The following is a 21,531-nucleotide window of genomic DNA, read 5'->3' on the forward strand; positions in this document are numbered from 1 at the left end:
CACAATTTGTAGATACCGCAGCAATGAATGGAACAATTCCATTTAGGCAAGAGCTTTATTTTCGATTAAGTCAGGACTTACGAAAAATCTCAAGGTCGGGGCAAAAAATGTTTTTAATGAGGGAGTTTAGATAGACTAAATGACCGAAGTAAAAACATTTTTTAACAAAGAGATTGGGGTTTTTCGTAAGTCCTGTAAGTAATAAGGACGATTATGCACCGATTTATGAATAAAGTTTTATGTAACATCCTGTTTTTAGTGAGCGCCTCTGTTTTTGCTTCCCCAATTGAAATCAATCTTGCCCCTCATCAATCAACTATTTTAACGAATACCAATAATCAAAAAATCTTTATGCTCTGTGAGGTACATGCCGTTTCAAGCGCAAAAAGCCAAATTTCCATTCAGATAATTCATGGAAAAGGCACATTCAATGGAACTACATTTAAACAAGGAGATTTTTTAGTCTCAACGCTAAGCAACCTGCAACAAATTCCGGTCTTGGCAGAAGCTGGCACTCAAGCACAGGTTAACAATTTAGGCGCTTATCCAATAAGAGCAATCTGTAATTCGAATAATTAGCTTAAATACGGGCTGGAATACTCCAGCCCAAGTTTAATGTGCCTATTTTCTCCAAGCGAATTATCACTTACCTCTGGGCTAACGCATCGTACCCGCGACTTTGGTCTTCCAGAGTGGCTATATCATTGCTACAAATATACTGTTTTAAGTGATTAAATTTTTCTTCAGGCCACGAGTAGATATCTAGATTGAGAAGACGTTGAATCACATCGTCTGAAAATCGTTTTTTTACCAGTTTAGCCGGACTACCCGCAACAACGCTGTACGGTTCAACATCTTTTGTCACCACGCTATTGGCAGCAATAATTGCGCCTTCCCCAATAGTAATACCCGGCATAATCATCGAGCGCATACCAAGCCAAACTCCATCTTTAATAATTGTATTACCCCTGCCTTGGTATGCCTGGACATAATTGTCTGCAAATGGATACAGACAAAACCAATCGGCTCGGTGATTATGATTTCCTCCCAACATAATAATCACCTCAGCGGCTATGCAAACATAATCACCTATGTAGAGCTGATCAATATTCCATTGGGGCTGCCAACTTCTTAAACTGAATTCATCCCCATAGAGGTACCTCACCACCGTTTCTTCAAAACTACCTGTCCAGGCATCACTGTAGTAACTGTGCGAACCTTTTATGTGAATATTGGGATTTTTTACGTTTTCGTGTAGGTACTCTACTCGAGACCAGTGTTTATCTTCCGTTTGCATCATGCTTATTGTCTTTTTATTTAAAAAAATAATTCTATCTAAAAAAGATAAAAAACTAAATTTATAAAAATTATATAGATTACCTACAAGACATTGGCTATTCTCAATAGGGAAATAATACCATTTACAATCACAAGGAGTGTCTCACTATGAATCGTTTCTTTTTAAAAGGAATCGGTATTTCCGTTTTTGCAATGCTGTGTTCCTTATCAACTTATGCTGACACTGCAGAAGACTTTCAATCTCGTTGTACAAATGCCTGGATGAAAAAAGCAGATGAAGTAAAAGACAAAGTAGATTTTAAGAATTTTGGTGAAAAATATTGTGGTTGTGCAGCAAAACAAGCATTAGATAATGAAGCCGCCATTCAAAAAGCAGCTCAGCTTTGTATATCAAGAACATTGCTTCATGATGCGATGGACTCTATAGAAGAGGATGTTGGCTTAGATAAAGCAAAAGATAGTGATATAGCGGATTATTGTCAGAACCGATGGGCACTGGTCATCCCCAAACAAACTGATGACGATAAAAAATTAATAAATACTTTTTGTGATTGTGCTAAACCCAAATTAGTAGATTTGCTCAAAAAATCCAATGATATGACGGACAAACAATATTATGCAGAAATTGATGGTGTTGCTGATACTTGTGCCGAAAGTACAGCCTCTTCTTCCAAACCTGCACCTGCAAATTAAGTAGCGGGTAAATTGCCTGGGTGAAGCGTAGCCAAACCCGGGCCACAATTTTTCTCATTGCTTTTCCTTTTGCTCATCAATCAAGTAGGGTCAGATACATTAATCGAAACGTTCTCTAAGAATAAATAAGGTTTTTTTAGTGAGTTAACCCACTTTCTCCCCCAACACATTTGGCAGGGGATAAATCTCTTAATGCAGGCAATTTTTTCTTTGGTGATGTAAATCATGCAGGTTCGAAACGCAATATGATATTCCAAACCGGCACCAATTTTCTTTGCTATAGCATCACAATCGGGTTCTACAACCTGTGTTGCCAGTGCTTCTGATGCGGCGAGGGATTCATGGGGAGTTAAATGACTATAGAGCTGGCTAAATTTATTGTCATAAAAAACCATTTCTTTCTCCAAGCAATAGGCATACCTGTCGCGAGTAAGAGTAAACTGACATTTACCACTGTATCTAAGATAAGTTGCATGTACATGAGCCGAAATTAAAAAAAGAAATAAAAAAACGATATGAGATGTTTTTTTCACAATACACTCCCTGTTTTAATGGATGGCTCCGTACTTCTGTCGAGTTGATGGAACTCCTTAAACTCACTATAAATGCTAATGCAACATTAATTCAACTAATCTATATGTTATGATAACACCTTGATAAATAGAGGTAATGCAATACATGAACTACACTAAATTCGGGTATAGGATAAAGCAATTGACGAACGGTTTGGGCTATTCCTGGCTCTTCTTACCTGGAGGTCCAGGCTTGGGATCGGAATACCTCACTGATTTATGTAACAAATTGCATTTGCCTGGGTCTATTTTTCTTTTAGACTTCCCCAAAGATGGCACCAATACTCAAGGTGAACTGGATATTCAATATTGGCAAGGCGGTTTAATTGATTTATTAAAATCCTTTCCCAAACCGGTATTGGTCACCCATAGTTTTTCAGGAATGTTGGCGTTAAACGTACCCGAGCTAAAACACCATCTGACAGGATTGGTATTAATGAATACCACGACCAAAAACAGTTTTTTCCAGCATGTAAGTACCATGCAACAGCTGCATCAGTTACCCGATTTGGTTCCAGCTGCCAGTCAATATCATTTGACTCCCTCAAATGATACCTATAAAGAATTTTGGAAGACTTATAAATATTATTGCTTTACAGCCGATGAATTGAAGGAAGGAGAGAAACTCATTGCTCTTTTTGCCTTTAATAATGCGGCTTATTATCATGCTATTGAACATTTTTATCCGGATTATTCCTGCAAATGGGTTCCAGAATCAATACCAACAATGACGATTGCCAGCGAAAATGACTTTATTTGTCCGCCCAAAATATTCGTTGAAAACCAAAGCTTCCAAGGAAAAAACAATATCAATAAAATAATTACTAAAGTCGGCCATTTGCCATGGTTACTTGCTTTTGAACAAGTTCAGCAGTGTTTTGATGATTTTATAATAAACCTAAATTCTGCAACAACGGATTTATAGAACGTGTTATTTTCATTTTTATTGGAGGAATAAAATGTATCCGGTAACAACCATAAGTGCTTCATTGTTGGCTCTAGCCTATGTTTATCTCTCAATCTATGTTGTGACCCTGCGTCGAAAACATAAAATTTCTATTGGCAGTAAAGAATGTAATGATTTGGAAAAAGCAATAAGAGCGCATGGCAATTTTGGCGAGTATGTGCCGCTTACGTTAATATTGCTTCTTTGTGCAGAAATAAATAAAGCAAATTGGATACTCCTATCCATCCTGGTTTTTTTCTTTGTCTTGGGGCGATTTTTCCATGCATATGCGTTTCTTCAGGAAAAGCATCATTTTAAATTTCGTGTCCGTGGAATGACTTTAACCTTTGGCGTGATAGGCTGCCTTTCATTTTTAAATTTAGGTATGCTCGTTCTAAAATGACATGTACAGTACTTACGAAAAAAACCAAGGTCGAGGCAAAAAATGTTTTTAATGAGGGGGTTAAGATATACTAAATGACCGAATTAGAAACATTTTTTAACGAAGAGATTGGGGGGGGGCGTAAGTCCTGATGTATAGGGATTTATATCCCTTGTGTGGGCTTGACGAAACAAGCCTATTACACTCATGACAAGCCCAATTTTCAAGATAATTACCTTGTTCCCGATTACTCGCTGAGAATCGTCTTGATTTGATTTCGTTGATTGAAATCATTATTTTTCTTTTAATGAGGAAGGAGGACAAGAAGGTAAGGTTATTTTCTTTTTGAATTAAGAGTCAACTATCAAATCTGTTTGCCTTTATTGCTTATATGCTCATCGCCTTCTTCTTTTGTCACATCCATTATATCTTCAATAATCTGCTGAAAACGATCTTTAAAATTAAAGAATCCGCTTGCACTTTTATTTGTTTCATACAATGCGTCCTGCTGCCTCTGTAGCGCTTTTGCATCAATTTTAGGGGCAGATAACATTTGAGTTAAGAGGGCAATTGTTTTCAGTGTCTCCTCATATTTTTTATGTTTATCTGCAATTAAACCTGTTGCAGACAGTTTGGAGCTGAACGAGCTTTCCTTATTGATTTCTGTTTGTAAGTCATTTGCATAAACTTCCAGATTAATTATTTTTTTACTTAACTCCAAACGAGTTTTATTTTCTGGTTGCTCAATATCCAACTTCATTTTTTGTTCAATTTGCAAAAAAAAATCTTTGCATTCCTGGGCTGTTGGCCGCTGCGCTTCGTCTTTGGAAGTCATTCTTTCTAGAAATGGTTTGATCATTAACTGATAATGATTTTTGTTAAATCAAAATAAGGTGTGAAGGATGAAAAACCGTATTTATTTAAAGGGGATAAGTCTTGATCTGTGGTCGATACAGATCAAGACCTATACCAAATTATCGTTGGTGTTGAAAAAATAATGTCTTATCACCATAATTTGATGCCAATAAAGGGCTTTCTAACATTAATGTTCCTATATGGTACTCTGTACCTTGATATTCGCCATATACTTCATAGATTGGTCCCATAGGTACTTGTAATAAAGAGACTCTGAAATCTTCCCTGGAGGTTTCAGGAATCAAATCTTTGACTAAGCCAGTTGGTCTGAAATAAAGTCGCTCAGGAAAAACTGGAATGCCATTATATTTACCTTCACTTGTCCAAGCCGCTAAATGCCATAGAGGCAGATTATTCGCCGGGTCACGAGTAAATTCAAAAATTTTCTCAATGGCAGTCAAAGTCCAACTGGTAGGATGCGGGATTTGATTGGAAAAATCTTTTGCAAAATAATTCCAATTCTCTTTTTGTCCTTCAAGCAAATTCATTACATGCAAATTAAGAGAAGAATGCTTGGAGATTAAAATTTTAATTGCCATTCCAGGAATGTAATTATCATCAGCGGGCGGAGTTGCCAGAGAAAGGCGCGCAACCCCAATTCCACCGGATTGATAAATGCCGGTGAATGGATGGCCCTCTGCAGGAATCAAAGCGATTTTCCCTACCGAACCATTCGCATGAATAATTTTTACTCGCCCTTCAGGCAGCTCATCACTGGCATAATCAAATGTAGGCTTTAAGTTAAACAGACCTTTTAATTTTTCGAGTACTTCATTAAAGCTACTGCCCGTTAATGGAGGTAATGAGTCTTCTGCATTACTTAAGATGATTTCATTCCATAGTAAATTTTGCTTTTCTGCAGCAGATAAATCCTGATAATTACAGGGTAACTGCGCATATAAACCAAAACTCATGAGCAAAAAAATGAGTCCATTTAATACCAAAGTCAAACAACGGCGCATCCTAACCTCCTTGCCATCAAAGTTTATTTTTGTGACAGAGTATACGAAATAAGGAAGCTTTTCTAATATTTTTTTGAGCAGTTTGTGGCTTGGGTGCAACGCATCAGGCGTCCGTCATCCCGAGCGGAACAAGGGATGACGGCATTGAAGTGATTAAGATTATGACTTCATAAAATGATCATAAATAGCACGACTTGCAAGGGCAATCGCCCGGCTGCGTGGGTAATCACTGGCTGATTTTGATTTGACATACACGGCAATTGCAATATGTCCTTTATTTTTGGGCAAAGTAATAATCCCAACATCACTGACAAAACGATACAGTTTTTTAGATCCGGGATATCTTAAATAATCCCGTTCATAAATTGACCAAGTTCCTGTTTTATGAGCTACCTTCACATTGGGTGGCAGTAACCCTTTTATTCTACTGCGGCCCGTGCGGCATTGCTCCATAATTTTCATTAGAAGATCGGTACTCGATTCTGAGAGTGCTTGCTTTTTATATAATTTTACGAGTAATTTTGCCATGTCATCCGGTGTTGTGGTGTCACGTATATCTTTTTGAAAACGTTGCCATGCTTGTTGCTTTTCTTTAAGAGGCACACGATTCGATATTTTTTGCCAGGAATAGACCGGTTGACGATTTTTTAAAAATGAATGATCGACGTGATTTGTATCCAAAAACATTTCCATAATCGATCGATTGATATAAGTATTCTTGAATCCTAATGCGCTCATTCGTTTTGCTACATATTTAGGTCCACTAGCTGCCTGCAATAATGCATCACTTGCACTGTTATCACTATTTTTGAGGGTATACATCAATATTTGTTTCAAGGAAATGTTCAGTTTTTTCTTTTCAAATAAATAATGCAATGCTCCAGAACCCGGAACCGAATTACGTGAATCCATTTTAATCACACGATCTAATGAATCTTTCTTCTCATCAACCCGATGTAAAAAAGCCATCGCAATGGGTAATTTGATGGTGCTCGCCATGAAAAAACGCTCTGAGCTATTATGTTCAATGATCTTATTTTTCTCTATATAAATGGCAGTAAGCCCCATTACGGTATTCGAGTTTTTTTCGATAGCTCGTAATTTTTTAATCAGCTCTGCATCACTTGGAGTAGCAAAGCCATTCACTGAAAACACAAAACCCAAAAGCCAACATAGTAAGGTACTTTTTTTCCTTAAAATATTGACGCATTGCGCCAGTAATTTTATTTTCATAAAGTATTTAATCCATTTCTGATTATTTTTATTCAATATTTTTAGCGTACATATCAGTAAATATGTTTCATACGGCATATTTCAACTCATATGTTCAATGTATGTTTAGACATTTCCCTATCAGCATGTAACAGTCCATAGTTCTATGAGGGTCTGTGACCTTGATAAGGGAGTTAAATTCTTTTGTACTGCACTTTTGACTGATTGTCACAGCCTATGCAATAAATTATACAAAGCATCATGTCAATTTTTATTCTATTTTTAGGTTGATTACAACCCATTATGCTCATTAAGCACAATCTGTTCATTATTTTTTCTTTAAAAGTAATCACATTCACGACCGAGATAATAACCTTAATAAAATATCTTCGATAGGACTAGGGCGTGTTTACAATTCATCCCCACCGCCTACGTGCAAATAAGAATGATCCATATACCCCAATAACGCCTCCTTATTTACTGGCAGCTGGGTTAAGCCAATATATTTATCAGGACGAATCAGTACCGCAGTGGCTTGTTTGATTTTAAAGTACTGATGCATTTTTTGATTTTCATCAATTAATAGCGACATATCTTCAGCAGGTAATGTCATTTCAGGATTGGAGCATACAATGTGCGTTTTGATTAAACCTTTAAATCGCTGCTCCATTGCGACTGCTATTTCAAATAAGAGAGATGATTTATTAGGGGCAAGTCCAGTAAACAAAAATAAATGATGTCGTGTTCCCTGGGTTATTTGGTGTAACTCCTTTTTCTCCTTACTTTGGGCATCAATCAGAGGAAAATCAATAAGAAACTCACCTACTTTGAACTGTGTCTTTTGACCCAGAACATTTACTATAGGACTCTTAGCATAATTCACTGTCAACTCAGCCAGATCGTTAAGGATCAAATTTTTCATGACATCAAACGACATGGCTGTACGAAAGATAAAATTGCGTAAAGCAATCAGCAATGGATTGGTCATCATGATTAAATGAGTCATTACTCCCGTTTTTTTTAATACTCCTGCTGCAATGGGATGACGTTCACTGTGGTAACTATCGAGTAACGTGTCATGCGCCAATCCTTTGTGTACGAGTGCCAGTTTCCAAGCCAAATTATAGATATCTTGTAGCCCAGTGTTTAAACCTTGTCCCCCCATAGGACTATGAACATGAGCTGCATCACCTGCAAAAAATACCCGCCCATAACGATACTTTTGGATTTGTTTATGATCGATACCGAATTGGCTGATCCACACAGGATCATGAAGTATGGCTTGATCCGTGCATCGCAATTTAAAAGTATGCACTATATCTTCCATTGTAGGTTCCTGGCTCATAATTTTTTCTGGTGCAGTCATGACGATACGGTATCGTTTTTCACCCATTGGAAAACACGCAGCGGGACCTTTGTCACTTACATAAAGAATAAATTTATCTTCAGGTAATTCCCAATCAATCAGCACATCAGCAAGCCACCATGTTTGTTTGTAAGAAGAGCCTATAAATTCAGCATTCACTTGCTTTCTCAAAGTACTGTGTGAACCATCGCACGCAATAACCCAGCTCGCCTGAACTTTTTCGATACGGCCATCAACATGCTTTAGAGTAGACATAATCTGATTGGACTTTTGTTCTATTTCCGTAAGCTCTGTTTGCCATTCAACGTGCAATCCTCTATCAATTAACCCTTGATTGAAAATCTGTTCTGTTTTACTTTGTGGAAGATCGATAACAAAATGATAATCTGCTTCAACATTTGCATAGGTTGCATGGATTAACTCATTCCCTTTGGATTTAAACAAGACTCCATGTACCTTTTGTCCTTGAATAAGAATTCCTTCGATAAAACCGCAATCTCTAAGAAGATCGAGTGTGCGAATATGAATAGCTAATGCCTTGGATTTATCACTAGTTGTTGATTTTTTATCAATAATCCGACAATTCAAACCCTGACGAGTTAGTTCATTTGCACAAAATAAACCTACTGGTCCAGCCCCAATTATCAGTACATCCAATAATTCATCAGACATAATCGCTCCATGCATTGAATCAGACTCAAATAAGCATTACTTATTTATTGTAGCAATTTTATTCATCCCAAGTTCGCAGGTCTGAATTTTTTCCCTTATAACTATCTTTAAAAAGTTGAGTTAATCCTTCACGATAAGAAGGATAAAGCAAGTTTATCTTTAATTCTTCTTTAATTTTAGCATTAGAAACTCGACGATTACTTGCATAAAATTGTTGCTCCATTGGGGACATGGTTGCTGTTTCATAGGATAGGAGCGGCAAAGGCGCTCGATTAAGTAATGATGCAGCGAAAGCATCCACAATATGTGCCGGCGTGGGTTCATCATCAGCAACATTGTAAATCGAATAAGGACGCGGATTCTTTATCGATGCTCGAATTACTGCAGCAATATCCGCAACATGTATCCTTGAGAAAACCTGTCCCTCTTTATAAATACTGACTTTTTTTCCGCCGATGATCCGTTCTATTGCATTTCGATGAGGTCCATAAATTCCTGCCAATCTCAAAATATGCAGTGGAATTCCCTGCGTTCTAGCAAAATCCATCCAATTATTCTCAGCAACCAACCTTAATTTAGCTTGGGGTCCAGCCGCTATAGAATCAGATTCTTCCGTTACCCACGCACCATGATGATCTCCATAGACACCCGTAGAGGAAAGATACCCCAACCATTGAATCTGCGCTTTGCTTTGTATGATTAAATCGCTAAAGCGGGAAAGGACGGGCTCTCCTCGTTCTGATGGGGGTATGCTGACTAAAATGTGGGTTGTCTTACTTAAGTAGAATGCTACTTCATCCCCATCAAAATCAATAAGTTTGTACTCCTTTTGGGTGCTGTTTAGAATTTTATGCTTATCTCGCGTCGTACCAACCACTTTAAAATTCAATTGAGCGAGTTCTCTTGCTAGAAATTCGGCGGTATAACCAAAGCCAAAGATAAAAAAACAAGGGGGGTTAGGATGATTTACCATAACGGTGACCTATAAATTTTTTCTCATTAATTGATTTTATGTCATTAAACCCGGATTTTATGGTGCTGATCCCAGGTTACGTTTTTGATTCTTTTGCTAAGTCGATAGTCCATGTCAGCGTGGCATATTTTTACTACCATAAACTAATTTCATGACTCGATTAAGAAAATCGGGGCCAGGATCCTCTTTATCGGTTTGATAATTCGGATCTCGTTCAAGCCAAAGAGGAGTGTTTTTAAAATTCAAATATTGATTGTGGCCAATAACATATTTTATTTCAGGATATTTCTTTTTGAGATAACACACTAAAAATGCATTTGCTTTTGTTTGCGCTTCGGTTAGATCATCCTTACCATCTATTCCCCCTATATTTTCAATACCAATTGCATAATGGTTCAACCCGATAACATGCCTTGCCATCCAGTGTTCAGGCATGAGCTGGTAAATACTACCATCGCGATCTACTAAAAAATGGCTTGAGACATTCAAAGTACCTGGCAATTCTTTAATCCGCGGTGAATTTTGCGGAAATGTAGGTGGGTCAAATACACGAAAAGTTGCCTTGAGCGTAGGAATACAAGTCCAATGCAAGACGATCATTTTGGGTTCAATGTCAATTGACTTTGAGTCAATGCCATAATGAGCTAATTGATACTGCCGTGTTAAAGTAATCCGTTGTTTATCAAACTGGATCGGTTTCTGATGAATTTTCTGTGAATCATAACAAGAAAATGCATGCGCCAGAGAACTCATAAAAAATATGCAGAATAGGACCATTTTCATTTTTTTAATACCATAAAATAGGCAGCCACATAATCGGGCAAATAACGAGTCGCTTGGATAAATGCTTCTCTGCCTGAATAACTCCCCGCTAGAAAATCAACTTGATACAAATTATTCTGGAACGCACCACCTGTATCAGCAAAAATACCGGCGCGCGACACCATTTTTCCTGTTCGATCTGGGTATTGTACCAACAAAAGTTTTCCTAAACCAAAATGCTCGAGATCTGCGGCAAAAGTGACTTCTGTATTTACCGTAATTTTATGATCTGCATCTTTTCCATATCCTTTGATCCCTGCTACCGGTTTAAAATACCAGTAACGTTCTTGTTGATAGGGGTTTTTCGCTTTGTCGTATGCAATATTGTTACAACGATGAACATTAAAGATTTTTGTCTGATGATTCGGGCCAAAATCTGCGATAAGCGTACCCTGCATTAATGCCGCCTCCAGGTCATCTCGATTGAGATAAGCTAAGACTGGAACATTTTTATTCGCCAATGCACCTTTTAATATGGCTTGCTTACCATAGTGGAAACGTAGCAGTTCGGGTTTTGCATCTGCTTCTTCGAGTGTGAGTGATTCTTCATCTCGAGGAAGCCCATAAAGAGCAAACGGATAAGCCGCACTGCGTTTCATTGACGCCTTTGCACGATGTACATAATATTTGGTCATTAAAATTTTATCTTGAGGTAAATGAGCAAGAAGCGGTTTTTTCATCTTTAGGGGCTTAACTTGTTCCAGATCGGGATACCAGCGAACAAAATCAAAGTGTTTTTTTATAAATGCAGGATTGTTCAATTCGTTTTGGTGTTGGCAAATGAATATCAAAGTTGCTTTGACTCGCGCTAAAGGTACTGGAAAAACGCTCCCCTCATGAATAACATGGGGATCATAACGGTTACCCTTATTTAAATAAGCCAGAGTTTCTTTAGCGGTTGCGCATAATGCAGGACCATTGATCTGATATTGAGAAGCTGGAGATGGTTCAGCAGGTACAAAGCGAGGAGCTGCAAAAGCCTGAAGACTTATTAATAATCCATAAAAGAAAATTTTTATTTTCATTGCTTACACTAATTACATGTGAAAACAAAATGATATCACATGCGTCTGCTGAAATTCTAAAAATTACATATAGAAGGGAATCATTCATCCCTGATGACAAGAATTTTGGAAGCTATTTACCTAGTTTAGGAATACAAAAAACAGCGTTACTTTTGGTAAATAGCTTGAGCTAGGCACTAGGCGGCTTCCACCTCACCCAATTCTGAGTCATTAGACTCTGCTGTTATACGGTTAAAGTGCCAGGAACTATAAAGCGCACCAAGACCACAAGCAATTAGCCCCAAAGGCAACGCGTTAAGCGTTTGCATCAGTAAATAGGCACTTAAGATTGTTAAAACAGATGAACCAAACATCCGAACGGTATGAATTACAGCCAATGCAAGACCGGTATTCTCTTTATAATCTGCAAGCATGATCGACATAGTCGCTGGTGCAGTTAAACTAATGCCTAAATTACAAATTAAAGCAAAAGATAGGGCATACAAATTGAATTCGTAAAAAACTGCGCATACTAACATCGCAAAACCACCACTTATAATAAACCAACTCCCAAGATAAATGGTCGATGCCATGCTGAAATATTTACGCAGCCAAATACCTAAATAATTGCCAACAATAATATTTAATCCATTAATAATAAAAATAATACCGTACACCAACGGTGAAAAACCAAATTGGTCAATAATAATATAGGACGAATTAATCACTGAAAGCATTACGGCTGCAAAACTAAACATCATAATGAAAGAACCACTCCGTAGGGTAGGAGATGGAATGATCTCTTGATAGGCTTTAATTACTTTTTTAACAATCAAGGGTTCCCGGGGTTGCGTCCAAAATGGTGATTCAAATAATCCTTTACGCGACTGTAGCAAGAGTATTATCCCAATCACCGCCATTAATATGAAATTAGCTTGCCAACCGTAATAAGTAAAGATAAGAGAACCCACTACAGGAGCAAGAATAGGCGATATTGAAACAATCATCGAAACATACGACAGAACCTTGGCACGCTCTACTGTATCATCAAAGTCTCGCGAGATTGAAAAAGCAATCAGGTTTGCACAGCATAAAGCAAATCCCTGTAATGCCCGACCGAGTATGAGTACAAAGATATTCGGCGCAAAAGCACAAATTAAACTGGCAAGAACAGCAAGAACTAAACTGCCAGGTAACAAACGACGTCGTCCAAAATGATCAATTAACGGCCCCCAAACTAATTGAGTCACACCAAAAACAAACAGATAAATACTTAAGGTTAATTGACTTAAACTATGCGTTGTACCAAACAAATTGGTGATGTAAGGCAACGAAGGTTGATAAAGATCAAATGTGAGTAATGAAAAGGCAGATAATAAGCCAATAAGCAAAATCGAAGTTCTTGGTTGGGACATAATATTCATTCTATAAAAAGCAGTGGAGCATTATAGTGAAATCTGTTTATTTTTGCTCTAGATTTAGGAAAAAATTTGGAGCCTTCATCGATTTTTTTGTAGACAGGGTGAAGAGCCACAACGTAGAGCCCCTCTTTACACTCGGGACTGGCGGTAAAAAAACCGGGTTATGGCTGCGCTTCATGACCATTAAGTTAAGGGAAAACTGTCGTTCCCGCGAAGGCGGAACCCATTTCTAGCAAGGCGTAGCGCCAATTTAAGAATAGATTCTCGCCTTCTCGGGAATGGCAAAAATTCTCAACATAGTCGCAGTGCGGCCGTGTATAACCCAGATTACATCCAATTAACCTTTACGAATCAGATAATTGCTCCCCGCATGAATTATTTTTTTCATCCGATTATCTTCTTCTGGATTAGGTTGACATGCTTTAAACGCATCTTTTACTGATGCAACACTTATAGGTAAAACTGGACGACTATCGGTTTCTAAATATCCATCTTTATTCTTAAAAATAGTGAACTGATCCGATGCAAATTCTTGACACTCAGTTAAGGTTTCATCCTGACAAATCGAAAATTTAATAGCTCGTTCCACACGATAAGATTCACCCACCTCATCAGCAAACACCATATCACCATATACAACAGTATGGCGGGTTCCGCAAAAATAATAGCCATATTTATATTGGCCATTCTCAGTAACATCAGTTCGAATATATCGTCCATCACCTTGAGTTAGGCCATTGAGTGTCACAATATGGCGTACCTCCTCTTTGGGCCCACTTTTCGCAACTGCTAAACCAGTTAGAGTCAATCCAATGATTAATAAAGTAATTCTTTTCATTTTTTATTCCTTATCTGAAAAAAACATCCTCAAGGAACGTGTCTTTAAGGATCGATAACCTACTCTAATGTCAATCCGGAGGAAAAATTTTTACCAAACTGACATCGCGGTCCCATTATCCTAAGAAAAAATCCATTTGAACAGATTAAAAAACATTACCATTTGATCAGAATAAAAACAAATTGACCCAATGATAAGAAGTTAGTTCCTATTGAAAATCGCCAGGGTATAAATCCGGGAAAAAGGTAGATTACAACGTGATATAGGGAGTACTTAAAACTGGCTTTTAAGTACTCCCATTCTTATCGAAAAGATCGATGTTAAAAACTTACAATGACCCTACATTAGTAGTCTGTTGATAGAGATGAGCATGGCAATCCTTGAAAAATAATAAGGTGCCACTATCAGGAGCACAGTCTTGAGGACTGCTTTTATGTTTATCAGCAATATCTACAGACGCACCAGCTTCCATAAGCATTTTAATCATCTTTCTATCGCCATTTTTTACCGCTTTGTGTAATGGAGTTTGTCCCTCTTTGTCTTGACGATCTAAAGATACCCCTGCTTTGACCAATGCCTTGGCACAATCATAATTCTTGCTTGTAACGGCCCAATGAAGTGCCGTACGCTCATGAGCTGGATCTACTTTGTCCATTTCCGAGAGCGACATCGATTTAATCAATACCTTGAGTTCAAATAATCGCCCCCATGTAGCTGCTCTTCTTAAAGCTTGATCATACACTGGGTTGCTCATTTCACCTGATTTACGTAATGAGGCACAAACCGTAGCCAGTTGAATGGGATCTTGGGTTTTCCGTGAATTACCTAAAAAACCAAGAAGTTTTGGCGCGATTTTTCCACTCGCCTGCTCGATAATGGCCTGATTCATATCGGCCAATCTTGAACTTACAGGAGATATTTCCAACAGCTCATGGGTTCGTTCCATCTCCTGACGGTTAAGGGGTTTGTTAGCAAAAAGCAAGCCAGATAACTCAATAATCATATCGGGCATTGCTCCAAACAGGGAAGTATCACTTGCAACCATTGACTTCAACACAAGTAAATAATCTGCAACAAACTCCGTGTTGTTCGAAATATCTTGATAATAAGTCAGCTTTTTGTCGCGCATGGCTTCCAGAGTGCTTGTAGCTCCAGTTGATAAAACCAATGGGCTTTCTGCGTGAGCCACTGCTTGACGCATCACTTTATAGGGTAATGATTGATGGTATTCAATTTGTGGTAAAGGCTTAGGAGTGGCTAAAGTTGTATCATGTTCATATGCGTATTTAATATCATATTTTTTGCTCGTGAAATCCCCAACCAGAACATATGTGTCTTGACCACTTAATTTAATGTATTGCGCGATTAATTTGTAATCTTTAGAAGGAGCTACCGCTGCAAGATACATAAATCCATAGTTTTTTTTGGGAAGAGATGCCTGGACAACCTGCTCATTATTAGTTAACGCTGGTAAATCTTCCGCTTTAGCAATAGTGGGTACTCCTAATCGATCTTGACCAAGACCAGCACTACCAACCATCATATCTCGGTCATTAAACGATTCGTAAAGGCCTGGTTGTTCCAGCCTGGCTTGCATACGATATCCAGTTTGTGAATTTGAATCTGCAAGGCGAGGCTGGTTGACATTCCCTACAAATAATATTTTACTCTCAGGAGAAAGAACTCGTTTGACTAGGTCTGCTGCCGGAATTTTACATCGATTCGCATCAATAAAGGCTACAACTGTATTTTCAACTGCATCAAACTCTTCCAAAGAAGAAAATCCAACGCTGCAATCTTCTACGGATATACGTCTGTTAACAGCAGCACCATACATGCTTGTAAATTTACCTATTCCATCAAGAGTACTCACTAAAACGACATCAATATCTTTTACACTTCTATTTTGAAGTTCGTGAATAAGGTCCTTTGCGATATTCGCTGCAAAAGCAAAATCACCTTTAGCAGTAGGATTGCAGCAATTAGCATGAATAAGAATAACTTTGCCCATAAGCACTACCTAATTGAACACTCTATGAGCAAATTTTAAATCCTTAACCTTAACAAAATATTAACAATATGTTGTTTTTATATATAATTAATTGTGAAAAATAGCCCGCCATTCCTAAATATACCTTTGTCGTTAGGCTCTTTCATGCTAGAATAATATTTGTACATTGGGGGTGCCTGTTATATGGCTGAGAGGATTAAACCAACCCTTTGAACCTGATCTCATTCGTCTGAGCGGAGGAAAATGTGTCTATTGTTTTGTTTTCAGGCTGTGTTGCTTTTGTTACTTCGTTTATTGGTTTATTACCACAAATTATCAAATCATTAAAAACGCGATCAACCCAAGATCTTTCCATGATCATGCTAGTCAATTACCTCATTTGTTCTTTAGCTTGGATTATTTATGGGAGTAGCACGGACTCCTTCTTTGTAATCAGTTCTAATGTGGTGGGTTTGATTGTCAGTTTGCTGCTTATTTTGTTAAAAAGATATTATGATGCACGATGTAATTAATTTAAGCGGCTATCAATCTATTTTATGCCTCAATGGAGAATTACCCGATTCATCTTTTTTTGTGACGATGAATTTGCCCATTATCGCAGCTGATGGCGCCGCAAACAGTTTATATGAGCTTGGAATTCGTCCTCAATTAATTACCGGAGATTTAGATTCTGTACACCCAACTCTTCTGGAAAATCACCCTTTTCTTCATACACCGGATCAAAACAGCAGTGATTACCAAAAAGCTCTGTGTTATTTAAAAGATAATGATTTATTGCCAGCTATTATCGTTGGCATAAATGGTGGGCATTTGGATCATATACTGAATAACATGAATATCTTTATGGAAACAAACTGTCTTTTGTATGCTCCACCTATAAGAGGTTTTGTGCTTAATGAACACTCCAGAATGAATCTTTCATTGCCAGTACAGACAAAAATTTCATTAATGGGAATACCTGAGGCAACCCTATCTTCAATTGGTCTGCAATGGGAGCTCAATGACGCACATCTTTCCTTTCCAGGAAAAACCTCGTGTTTTAATCGAACTCACTTGCCGGAAATCTTTTTGGAGGTTCAGCACGGTTCCGTTTTAGTTTTGATTTATGAACAAATGATGGAGGATGCAGCACTATCTGTCCGATAGGCTCCATTTCGACAAAGTTCAAACGCACCCATCATGCACAATAAAAGTGCTTCTTTAGGTTCCTATTTTATTTACTACAATAGAGCAATGTTCACCTTTAGTGATTAACGTTACAATACTGTCTTTGGTTAGAACGTGTGAACCGCATAAAACATCGGGACCAAATGCCGAGTTTTTTCTATATCCAAATACATATTCTTTATTTATAGGCCCTTTTCCTTCATAGGATTTTCCGCGAGACCCTGATTTTTTACCATCCACAGTATATCCTAATGCGGCCGCTGTTTTTTCATTTGTTTTGACATGCACTCGAATCGTATCATTAGCTACGGCTTGAATTGAAAAAGAAAGGATGACGAAACCACTCAAATTCTTTATGGAATTTCTTCTCATAATAAACACTCCTTGTTTTATGAACTTTTAATATACCTCATTTAATGAATTAAATTATAGATAATATATTATGGATTCTCTTTCATGCCTTTTTCCAATTAAATAACCGTCCCAAAAACTAAACAAATTTTCATATCGTTTAATGAAATACGCTGAATAGCTATGGGCATTCTTGAATTCCAACCTAGATACACTATGATAAATATATGCTCTAATTGATTATTTTAATTGCCATTATTGTGCTTTTGACTAAAGGACATTTAAAGTAATAGGCCGATGTAAATCGAATTCAAGCGGCTGCTAGTTACATTGAGGATTTAAATTATGCTCGGTAGGATAAGATTTTTCAGAGGTCGCATGCCTTCAAATGAAGTATATTCTTCCATTTATACAGTTCACGAATCACATAGACCCAGCTTTCTCAAAGGAAGCTTATCTGGGGATCTTTGGCGTCATGATAGTATCTATAAAACAATAGTTAAGGTAACCAATGCCGATGAATATCAATACTTACAGAAAACTGCCATAAGTAATATGAAGCGTTGGAAAGAATTAAACTCTGCAACAACCTCTGCATTTGTCCCGAGAGTTGAAGTCAAATATCAAGATTGGGGTGATGCAACTTTAAAAGCAACTAAGGACAATGCCGTAACTTATACCTTATTAAATCCATCAAATAAACGCTATCCCGGGGGGGCAGCATTAGAAGGTGGCAGCGCTCTAGAAGAAAATATATGGCATCGAAGTACATGCATACTTTCGTTAGTGGATAAAATAGTCACATTGGATAAGGAGACTAACCTGTTTGTATATACTGAGGAGGGAACCGCGTTAGTAGAAGCCAGAAAAAAAATGACCGCCAAAGAGCGTGACATTCTAAAGGAACGTTGCCCCATAATTTATCCTGAGGAAATCTATAAAACCCTCCATGACACAGAACCTAGAATATGTTTTAGAGGCCCGGAAATAATGCTGCCTTCGACGATGGAGGACTTTGGGGCATCTGGACACGTTGTAAGTCCAGATTTGAGTTATGCACTTCTTCCGGCGGACAGTATTTTTCCTTTTTATGAATTAAGGTCAGCGGCTCCCGAGCACTTTGCTGAGTCCCAATCAACAGACCCTCAGGTATTAAAAGAACACAGGGAAGATCTACGCCGACGAATTGCGGCCCAACTCGATACATTAATTCTTGCAGGACAATCACATGCAGTCCTTGGCGCCTGGGGTTGTGGCGCTTTTAAAAATGAGCCCGAACTTGTAGCAGAAATCTATGCCGAAGAAATTGAAAAAAGAGCCGTTTTTTTTCAACACCTTCTTTTTCCCATACTTAATACCGAGTCAAACTCCAATAATTACGACGTATTCGAAAAAACACTTAATGACATGCCGCTTGGCGACGCTAAATCACATACTCCCTCGCCTTAAAATAGGCCCAGTATTTTCTTGGGACTATTCAGATAGGAAACAGTTTGCGTTTGCCTCCAAGCATACATTTTTTCCTGTTATCGCGAAGAAGTATTTTTTCTGTTACTTAACTGCATCTCCTCATCGTTTTCTGCATCATCTTCATGCTCACTTTGTTTGCCCATTTCTTCATCATCTTCAATGGGATTCTTAATTATGCTTTTAAGCATACGAGGAGCAACTGCGTTAGCTGTAGACGTTGGGGTGGGCTCTTTTGAAACTTCACTCCCCCCCCATGAAACCAGAAGTAGAGAACTATAGAGAAGTTGAAATAAGTACATGACTTGTCCAACTATCTGCTCATCATCAAACACCAAAGTTATCGCTAAACCCAAGATAACGGCAGAAAAAATCGCTTGAAGCCCTTGAATTACTTTTTCATTAAGATGGGTATCCTCGCGACATAGAGCATAACCGGAATTGAGTACCTGGGCAAAAGATATAGGGATTAAAGGAATAGGGCTGGTTGCGTTAACAATTTGCATGCCGGCTTGTACTGAGAGTTGAGTCACAGCCAGTCCAGCGTTACCACGTTGTGCGTTTCTATGGGCAGATGAGGACTGTGGCGCCCGCGCCTGAAGACGCTCTAATACAGTAGAATAAGTTGTTCCTTGTGGCATTTTTAAAATCCTTTTAAAAGATAAAATAGATTGGATCAAATTAGAATTTAATCGTGAGTTGATTGTAACTAATGAAAACTCTTCAAATATTTGAATTAAGGTTTTCCATAAGTAACTTATTATTTTAACTTGTTTTTTTTCTACTTCAATGTCATGAGTAAAAAAGAATCAAAGAGAGATCAATCAAAAAATTTAGTTCATTTTAAAATTTATAATTTACCTTATAATACGGTGAGCGAAAGTATGATTTTTGGTTTTTACAAAAACAAGGAGTACTAAAAATGGCTTATGAAAAACAACTTCAAACAACCTCAAAACCAGTAACTATGCACAATCTTTTAAATTGGAGCACAATATATCGTGGTTACAATGCACTGGTGGCCACACTTGTTATGTTTCAATACGTCAATAACCCAGAAGCCGCAGCAATAGAATATCTTCCCGATGTCGCAATTCATGCATTCGAGGCAATTGCTCCTAATGCATTAAATAATTTAGCCGCAGGTGCCAATTTTGCTCGCGGTATACAAGCAGGACTCGCCTTTTTTTCAGGTAACTCAACTATTCCCAGCGTCGCTAATGTTACTGACGTATTCAACCATGGGGTTAATATTTATCATCGATTATCCTAGGGTGTGTCATTACCCCCTCGCCCATGCGTGTTTTGTCTCTTAGTCGCAAGTGAAGAATCTTGGGGAAAAGCCAGATTTGAGTGTAGATTGGGTGGTAGCGATTGAAATCTACATGCTGTCTGGCTTATTGTTATATTCATGACTCACCTAGTTCATTTTCAATGAAATCTGTAGAGAACAGCACAAAAAAAAACCGACACTCGCGAAACAATATGATCGCAGTAAACTTATGGAAAAAAGATCATTATCGCCTGATCACGGTAATTAATAACACTCCATGGTACCAATCCACTGGCAGAAACTCAGGGTATTCAGGAACCTGGTTTTTTTTTGGCGGGATATTAGAAAAGAAAAACAATCGACATTCATGGAGTTGGCTAATAAAACCTAATGCGCTTGTTAAGGAGCGCTATAGCAAAACTCAATTTTTTGGCAAAAATACTGCTCATTACATACGAAAGCACTCTATGCATAAGCTTATTAGTTTTTCACGTTTTGGAGACATTCAAAAAATTTGTATTTCAGCATCCCTTGATGGTGGATTTTGGTTATCCGACAAAGGAAAAAAACTGAAAAATCATCTCCAAAAATATTATCCTGAGTATTTTCTATCTAATGAAGTAATAAAAGAAATACATGAAGCTGCAATGCGTACCGATTTACCTGTTTACACCGACTATAAAAAAGTAAACCGTTGGTTATCTGAGCAAGGTGTTGCCAATGTAGGGGTATTGCATAATGAGTCGCTCTTGTTCAAACCTTAATCAATAGAGCTCTAGTGAGCAACCTGGGTTTTGCATGTCTCCAGGCTACTCTAAAATATGACTAGTGCGTTGTTTCTCCTTTAGCCTCACCAAACAACCAATCCATACTTACCTCAAGCTCATTGGCAATTTTTTGCATGGAGTTAGAATCCACAGCAACGACACCATGTAATAGTGCCTCAATTTTAAATTTAGGTAATTGGAACAGTTTAGAGCATACGTGGACTCGCTCGGTCATTAGGGCAGGAACACCAAGCTCATCAAGCTCTTGATTTAAACGTTCAGATAGTTTCTTGTTTGACATGCTAGTCTCCTCTTGACTTTTCTCCAGTGTAAAACAAAGAAGCTTAAGGATTGATTAACAAAGAGAAATTTCACCTAAAAAATCCTTTGTGCCGGACAATTTTTGAAAGAAAGAAGG

At 37.9% G+C, this 21,531-nt stretch carries 24 protein-coding genes and 1 riboswitch; of the genes, 9 read left to right on the top strand and 15 right to left on the bottom strand.

Translation table 11 applies throughout. From position 1 onward, the window contains the following. Positions 1-213: 213 nt before the first annotated feature. Positions 214-579: a hypothetical protein gene (locus tag ELY20_RS06625; RefSeq protein WP_110141859.1), complete on the top strand. Its 366-nt coding sequence runs from the start codon at positions 214-216 to the stop codon at positions 577-579. A gap of 67 nt (positions 580-646) precedes the next feature. Here the strand turns inward: ELY20_RS06625 and ELY20_RS06630 are convergent, their stop codons facing one another. Beyond that, positions 647-1,300, bottom strand: coding sequence for a CatB-related O-acetyltransferase (locus ELY20_RS06630; protein WP_110141858.1), 654 nt, complete (start codon positions 1,298-1,300; stop codon positions 647-649). Between the two features lie 146 nt (positions 1,301-1,446). Between ELY20_RS06630 and ELY20_RS06635 the strand changes: the two genes are divergently transcribed. Next, positions 1,447-1,992 carry a hypothetical protein gene (locus ELY20_RS06635; protein WP_110141857.1) on the top strand — a complete coding sequence of 182 codons (546 nt, stop codon included), beginning with the start codon at positions 1,447-1,449 and terminating at the stop codon, positions 1,990-1,992. An 80-nt stretch (positions 1,993-2,072) separates the two neighbouring features. On the opposite strand, the gene ELY20_RS06640 is transcribed toward ELY20_RS06635, so the two are convergent. Continuing rightward, positions 2,073-2,525: a lysozyme inhibitor LprI family protein gene (locus ELY20_RS06640; protein ID WP_233590513.1), complete on the bottom strand. Its 453-nt coding sequence runs from the start codon at positions 2,523-2,525 to the stop codon at positions 2,073-2,075. A 136-nt stretch (positions 2,526-2,661) separates the two neighbouring features. Here ELY20_RS06640 and ELY20_RS06645 point away from each other — a divergent pair, with 136 nt between their 5' ends. Then, on the top strand, positions 2,662-3,489 hold the full coding sequence (locus ELY20_RS06645; RefSeq protein WP_165831580.1) for an alpha/beta fold hydrolase: 828 nt from the start codon (positions 2,662-2,664) through the stop codon (positions 3,487-3,489). A gap of 34 nt (positions 3,490-3,523) precedes the next feature. Beyond that, on the top strand, positions 3,524-3,913 hold the full coding sequence (locus ELY20_RS06650; protein ID WP_110141854.1) for an MAPEG family protein: 390 nt from the start codon (positions 3,524-3,526) through the stop codon (positions 3,911-3,913). A 343-nt stretch (positions 3,914-4,256) separates the two neighbouring features. On the opposite strand, the gene ELY20_RS06655 is transcribed toward ELY20_RS06650, so the two are convergent. The 10 genes from ELY20_RS06655 to ankY form a co-directional block, all read right to left on the bottom strand. After that, positions 4,257-4,727, bottom strand: coding sequence for a hypothetical protein (locus ELY20_RS06655; RefSeq protein WP_110141853.1), 471 nt, complete (start codon positions 4,725-4,727; stop codon positions 4,257-4,259). Between the two features lie 139 nt (positions 4,728-4,866). Beyond that, the gene (locus ELY20_RS06660; RefSeq protein WP_110141852.1) at positions 4,867-5,769 is read right to left on the bottom strand and encodes a hypothetical protein; all 903 of its coding nucleotides are present in this window, start codon (positions 5,767-5,769) and stop codon (positions 4,867-4,869) included. Between the two features lie 159 nt (positions 5,770-5,928). Continuing rightward, positions 5,929-7,002 carry a class A beta-lactamase gene (gene bla, locus ELY20_RS06665; RefSeq protein ID WP_110141921.1) on the bottom strand — a complete coding sequence of 358 codons (1,074 nt, stop codon included), beginning with the start codon at positions 7,000-7,002 and terminating at the stop codon, positions 5,929-5,931. A 388-nt stretch (positions 7,003-7,390) separates the two neighbouring features. After that, a complete protein-coding gene (locus tag ELY20_RS06670) occupies positions 7,391-9,019 on the bottom strand; it encodes an FAD-dependent monooxygenase (protein WP_110141851.1) in 1,629 nt (542 codons plus the stop codon). 58 nt (positions 9,020-9,077) lie between these two features. Continuing rightward, the gene (locus ELY20_RS06675) at positions 9,078-9,992 is read right to left on the bottom strand and encodes an SDR family oxidoreductase (protein WP_110141850.1); all 915 of its coding nucleotides are present in this window, start codon (positions 9,990-9,992) and stop codon (positions 9,078-9,080) included. 114 nt (positions 9,993-10,106) lie between these two features. Beyond that, a complete protein-coding gene (locus ELY20_RS06680) occupies positions 10,107-10,775 on the bottom strand; it encodes a peptidoglycan recognition protein family protein (RefSeq protein WP_110141849.1) in 669 nt (222 codons plus the stop codon). Continuing rightward, entirely contained in the window at positions 10,772-11,839 is a 1,068-nt protein-coding gene (locus tag ELY20_RS06685; protein ID WP_110141848.1) for a hypothetical protein, read from the bottom strand. Before ELY20_RS06685 ends, ELY20_RS06680 begins: the two co-directional genes overlap by 4 nt. Before the next feature lie 176 nt (positions 11,840-12,015). Next, on the bottom strand, positions 12,016-13,233 hold the full coding sequence (locus ELY20_RS06690; RefSeq protein WP_110141847.1) for a multidrug effflux MFS transporter: 1,218 nt from the start codon (positions 13,231-13,233) through the stop codon (positions 12,016-12,018). Between the two features lie 343 nt (positions 13,234-13,576). Beyond that, positions 13,577-14,077, bottom strand: a complete 501-nt coding sequence (locus ELY20_RS06695; RefSeq protein WP_110141846.1) for a hypothetical protein — start codon at positions 14,075-14,077, stop codon at positions 13,577-13,579. Between the two features lie 328 nt (positions 14,078-14,405). Continuing rightward, positions 14,406-16,088 carry a Dot/Icm T4SS effector AnkY/LegA9 gene (gene ankY, locus ELY20_RS06700; protein ID WP_110141845.1) on the bottom strand — a complete coding sequence of 561 codons (1,683 nt, stop codon included), beginning with the start codon at positions 16,086-16,088 and terminating at the stop codon, positions 14,406-14,408. 158 nt (positions 16,089-16,246) lie between these two features. Then, positions 16,247-16,347, top strand: a riboswitch (TPP riboswitch). Here ankY and ELY20_RS06705 point away from each other — a divergent pair. Together ELY20_RS06705 and ELY20_RS06710 are read left to right on the top strand one after the other, a co-directional pair. After that, positions 16,334-16,600 carry a SemiSWEET family sugar transporter gene (locus ELY20_RS06705; RefSeq protein ID WP_110141844.1) on the top strand — a complete coding sequence of 89 codons (267 nt, stop codon included), beginning with the start codon at positions 16,334-16,336 and terminating at the stop codon, positions 16,598-16,600. It overlaps the preceding riboswitch by 14 nt. Beyond that, positions 16,584-17,234, top strand: a complete 651-nt coding sequence (locus ELY20_RS06710; RefSeq protein WP_110141843.1) for a thiamine diphosphokinase — start codon at positions 16,584-16,586, stop codon at positions 17,232-17,234. The genes ELY20_RS06705 and ELY20_RS06710 overlap by 17 nt, the downstream gene beginning before the upstream one ends. A gap of 54 nt (positions 17,235-17,288) precedes the next feature. On the opposite strand, the gene ELY20_RS06715 is transcribed toward ELY20_RS06710, so the two are convergent. After that, positions 17,289-17,627, bottom strand: coding sequence for a hypothetical protein (locus ELY20_RS06715; protein ID WP_110141842.1), 339 nt, complete (start codon positions 17,625-17,627; stop codon positions 17,289-17,291). A 357-nt stretch (positions 17,628-17,984) separates the two neighbouring features. Here ELY20_RS06715 and ELY20_RS06720 point away from each other — a divergent pair, with 357 nt between their 5' ends. Continuing rightward, a complete protein-coding gene (locus ELY20_RS06720; RefSeq protein ID WP_233590514.1) occupies positions 17,985-19,055 on the top strand; it encodes a poly(ADP-ribose) glycohydrolase domain-containing protein in 1,071 nt (356 codons plus the stop codon). A gap of 77 nt (positions 19,056-19,132) precedes the next feature. Here the strand turns inward: ELY20_RS06720 and ELY20_RS06725 are convergent, their stop codons facing one another. Then, positions 19,133-19,714 carry a hypothetical protein gene (locus tag ELY20_RS06725; protein WP_110141840.1) on the bottom strand — a complete coding sequence of 194 codons (582 nt, stop codon included), beginning with the start codon at positions 19,712-19,714 and terminating at the stop codon, positions 19,133-19,135. A gap of 281 nt (positions 19,715-19,995) precedes the next feature. Here ELY20_RS06725 and ELY20_RS06730 point away from each other — a divergent pair, with 281 nt between their 5' ends. Both ELY20_RS06730 and ELY20_RS06735 read left to right on the top strand, forming a co-directional pair. Continuing rightward, complete coding sequence (locus ELY20_RS06730) at positions 19,996-20,346, top strand: hypothetical protein (RefSeq protein ID WP_110141839.1); 351 nt, start codon at positions 19,996-19,998, stop codon at positions 20,344-20,346. Between the two features lie 212 nt (positions 20,347-20,558). Next, the gene (locus ELY20_RS06735) at positions 20,559-21,110 is read left to right on the top strand and encodes a hypothetical protein (protein ID WP_110141838.1); all 552 of its coding nucleotides are present in this window, start codon (positions 20,559-20,561) and stop codon (positions 21,108-21,110) included. 61 nt (positions 21,111-21,171) lie between these two features. Here ELY20_RS06735 and ELY20_RS06740 read toward each other — a convergent pair whose 3' ends face one another. Further along, positions 21,172-21,414, bottom strand: a complete 243-nt coding sequence (locus ELY20_RS06740) for a hypothetical protein (protein WP_110141837.1) — start codon at positions 21,412-21,414, stop codon at positions 21,172-21,174. Between the last annotated feature and the right edge of the window lie 117 nt (positions 21,415-21,531).

The organism is Legionella qingyii (assembly GCF_003990155.1).
In the GTDB taxonomy this organism is placed as follows: Bacteria; Pseudomonadota; Gammaproteobacteria; order Legionellales; family Legionellaceae; genus Legionella; species Legionella qingyii.

Coding starts and splice junctions, on each gene's coding strand:
- ELY20_RS06625 (WP_110141859.1), top strand. CDS start 214: ATGCACCGATTTATGAATAAAGTTTTATGTAACATCCTGTTTTTAGTG.
- ELY20_RS06630 (WP_110141858.1), bottom strand. CDS start 1,300: ATGATGCAAACGGAAGATAAACACTGGTCTCGAGTAGAGTACCTACAC.
- ELY20_RS06635 (WP_110141857.1), top strand. CDS start 1,447: ATGAATCGTTTCTTTTTAAAAGGAATCGGTATTTCCGTTTTTGCAATG.
- ELY20_RS06645 (WP_165831580.1), top strand. CDS start 2,662: ATGCAATACATGAACTACACTAAATTCGGGTATAGGATAAAGCAATTG.
- ELY20_RS06650 (WP_110141854.1), top strand. CDS start 3,524: ATGTATCCGGTAACAACCATAAGTGCTTCATTGTTGGCTCTAGCCTAT.
- ELY20_RS06655 (WP_110141853.1), bottom strand. CDS start 4,727: ATGACTTCCAAAGACGAAGCGCAGCGGCCAACAGCCCAGGAATGCAAA.
- ELY20_RS06660 (WP_110141852.1), bottom strand. CDS start 5,769: ATGCGCCGTTGTTTGACTTTGGTATTAAATGGACTCATTTTTTTGCTC.
- bla (WP_110141921.1), bottom strand. CDS start 7,002: ATGAAAATAAAATTACTGGCGCAATGCGTCAATATTTTAAGGAAAAAA.
- ELY20_RS06670 (WP_110141851.1), bottom strand. CDS start 9,019: ATGTCTGATGAATTATTGGATGTACTGATAATTGGGGCTGGACCAGTA.
- ELY20_RS06675 (WP_110141850.1), bottom strand. CDS start 9,992: ATGGTAAATCATCCTAACCCCCCTTGTTTTTTTATCTTTGGCTTTGGT.
- ELY20_RS06680 (WP_110141849.1), bottom strand. CDS start 10,775: ATGAAAATGGTCCTATTCTGCATATTTTTTATGAGTTCTCTGGCGCAT.
- ELY20_RS06685 (WP_110141848.1), bottom strand. CDS start 11,839: ATGAAAATAAAAATTTTCTTTTATGGATTATTAATAAGTCTTCAGGCT.
- ELY20_RS06690 (WP_110141847.1), bottom strand. CDS start 13,233: ATGTCCCAACCAAGAACTTCGATTTTGCTTATTGGCTTATTATCTGCC.
- ELY20_RS06695 (WP_110141846.1), bottom strand. CDS start 14,077: ATGAAAAGAATTACTTTATTAATCATTGGATTGACTCTAACTGGTTTA.
- ankY (WP_110141845.1), bottom strand. CDS start 16,088: ATGGGCAAAGTTATTCTTATTCATGCTAATTGCTGCAATCCTACTGCT.
- ELY20_RS06710 (WP_110141843.1), top strand. CDS start 16,584: ATGCACGATGTAATTAATTTAAGCGGCTATCAATCTATTTTATGCCTC.
- ELY20_RS06715 (WP_110141842.1), bottom strand. CDS start 17,627: ATGAGAAGAAATTCCATAAAGAATTTGAGTGGTTTCGTCATCCTTTCT.
- ELY20_RS06720 (WP_233590514.1), top strand. CDS start 17,985: ATGCCTTCAAATGAAGTATATTCTTCCATTTATACAGTTCACGAATCA.
- ELY20_RS06725 (WP_110141840.1), bottom strand. CDS start 19,714: ATGCCACAAGGAACAACTTATTCTACTGTATTAGAGCGTCTTCAGGCG.
- ELY20_RS06730 (WP_110141839.1), top strand. CDS start 19,996: ATGGCTTATGAAAAACAACTTCAAACAACCTCAAAACCAGTAACTATG.
- ELY20_RS06735 (WP_110141838.1), top strand. CDS start 20,559: ATGATCGCAGTAAACTTATGGAAAAAAGATCATTATCGCCTGATCACG.
- ELY20_RS06740 (WP_110141837.1), bottom strand. CDS start 21,414: ATGTCAAACAAGAAACTATCTGAACGTTTAAATCAAGAGCTTGATGAG.